The organism is Kitasatospora sp. NPDC059803, assembly GCF_042732255.1.
Lineage (GTDB): Bacteria > Actinomycetota > Actinomycetes > Streptomycetales > Streptomycetaceae > Kitasatospora.
Window position 1 is genome coordinate 16,913 of sequence record NZ_JBHWIJ010000155.1, and the last position, 1,996, is coordinate 18,908.

2 protein-coding genes are annotated in these 1,996 nt (G+C 71.4%); one reads left to right on the forward strand and one right to left on the reverse strand.

Annotated elements, in window-relative coordinates; genetic code table 11:
• Nucleotides 1–101: 101 nt before the first annotated feature.
• A complete protein-coding gene (locus tag ACFV6I_RS23435) occupies nucleotides 102–1,292 on the reverse strand; it encodes a hypothetical protein (protein WP_380427449.1) in 1,191 nt (396 codons plus the stop codon).
• Nucleotides 1,293–1,652: 360 nt separating this feature from the next.
• Here ACFV6I_RS23435 and ACFV6I_RS23440 point away from each other — a divergent pair, with 360 nt between their 5' ends.
• Entirely contained in the window at nucleotides 1,653–1,979 is a 327-nt protein-coding gene (locus ACFV6I_RS23440) for a hypothetical protein (RefSeq protein WP_380427451.1), read from the forward strand.
• Nucleotides 1,980–1,996 lie beyond the last annotated feature (17 nt).

Genomic DNA, 1,996 nt, shown 5'->3' on the forward strand with positions numbered 1-1,996 from the left:
GCCCCCCTCCCGGCGGCCCCGCGCGGGCTGCCGACCCCTCCCGCGCGCCCGGGCGGCGCCGCCTATGGTGCGGGGTCGGGGGGTGGTGGACGGCGCGACGGTCAGCGGGTGACGGTCCACTGCTGCTCGGCGGAGCCGTCGCAGGTCCACACCCCGAGCTCCTTGCCGTCCTCGTGGTAGGTCAGGCAGTCCTGGTCGCTGATCCGGATCACGTACCGGTCGCCCGAGACGTTCTTGACCTCCCACTTCTGCTCCGAAGAGCCCTTCCACCCCTTGGTGTTGGCGAAGTAGGTGCCGGTGTTCTCGCTGAGGTCCCGCCCGAGCGCGTTGGTGATCCGGTAGCGGCCGCCGCCCGCGTCGCGGAACGTCCAGGTGCCGCCCGCGTCGCCCGGCTTCCCGGCGATCACCGTGGCGCCCTCGCCGGAGCCGGTGGCGACGGCGCCGAGGTTGTTGACGGTCCGCAGGTGCACGGGCGTGTTGAGCGCGGGCCGGCCGGAGCCGGAGCCGGTGGGGGTGCCGGTGCCGGGCTCGGCCGGATCGCCGGGCTTGCCGGTGTGGGGAGGCTTGGCCGGCGTGGCGGGCACCCCGGGGTCGTACGGCGTGCCGGGGTCCTGCGGCATCGCGGGGACGATCTGGGTGGCCGGCAGCCCGCCCGGCGCGGGAGTGCCCGGGTCCCTCGGTACGCCGGGGAACGGCATCGGGGAGAAGTTCACGACGCCGTCGGTGTGGTTGTAATGCTGGCCGGCGCTGCCCGTGCCCCTCGGGTACGTCCAGGTGTGCTCGCGGGTGGTCCGGTTGAAGAGGCCGTAGAACCCCCAGTTGCCCCAGCCGCCGTCGAAGCCGTTGGCGAAGCTGCCGCCGCCGGAGAAGATCCAGATCCGGTAGGTCTGGTCCTCGCGCGAGGTCTGGTCGTGGTAGTCGATGTCGTACGTGAAGGCGACGTTCTGGAAGCTCTGCTCGTAGTTGTGGACGTACCAGGGGTCTCCGAAGGCGTTGTCGCCCTTGATGTCGAAGACCATGATGTTGTAGCTGCCGCCGGTCGCCTTGATCAGCATGTCGAGCGTGTCCTGGACGAACTCGCCGCGGGCCCGGTTCTTGGCCTCCGAGGTGTGCTGCGCCGCCTGGATGCACCACACCAGGCTGGTCGAGCCGGGAGTCACCGTGTTGGCGGCGTTGCAGTTCTCCTGGGCCGGGTCGTACGAGCCGTCGGCCATCGCGGGCCCCGCCAGACCCAGGGCGGCCACGGCACTCATCCCTGCGGCCAGGGCCGACAGCTTCTTCGTCGAACGCACGTGCTCTCCTTGCGAGTTCTGTGATGGGCGGGACAAAATATGGCATTCCGGTCAGCCGATCAGTGCCACTTTGTCTCGATCCATACGCATCCCTTGCGAAGGCCTGACGCCCGCGGTGCGCCGGCCCGAACCCGTGCGGGCGATTCCCCAAGCCCCTTGTGAAGGACGGATGATCGGGCCGCCCGGGTTCAATGGGCCACGTCCGCCCGTCCCGGCTGTCCTGCGCCCAAGGCCGCCGGCGCGCCCTCACCCGGCGCGGAAGAGTGGAGTGCGGCGCGATGGGCGTGCGGATGCGGCGCCGTGGCAACGGATGTGACCGCTCGGCCCCCATCCGAGGGGCCGCTCGACGAGAGGACATCCATGCGCCCCGGACGACTCGCCGGCGCAGGCCTGGCGGCGGTGGCACTGACAGCCACCCTCGCCGGTCCCGCCCAGGCCGACAACCTGCCCGAGATCGTGTCCGCCACCGGCTCCCCGAGCGGCGTCACCGCCATCTGCCCCGAGGGCCTGCACCCGGACAACGACTGGATCATCACCAACGGCGACGGCACCCGGCTCGGCGCGAACCAGCGGTGGCAGTGGAGGGACAGTGACGGAGGCAGGGGCATCATCGTCTGGATCGCCCCCTACCTCGACTCGCCGCCCCCGCCCCCCAGCATCAGGCTGACGATCTCCTGCATCTCCTGAGCGCCCGACGGCGGAGG

Coding starts and splice junctions, on each gene's coding strand:
- ACFV6I_RS23440 (WP_380427451.1), top strand. CDS start 1,653: ATGCGCCCCGGACGACTCGCCGGCGCAGGCCTGGCGGCGGTGGCACTG.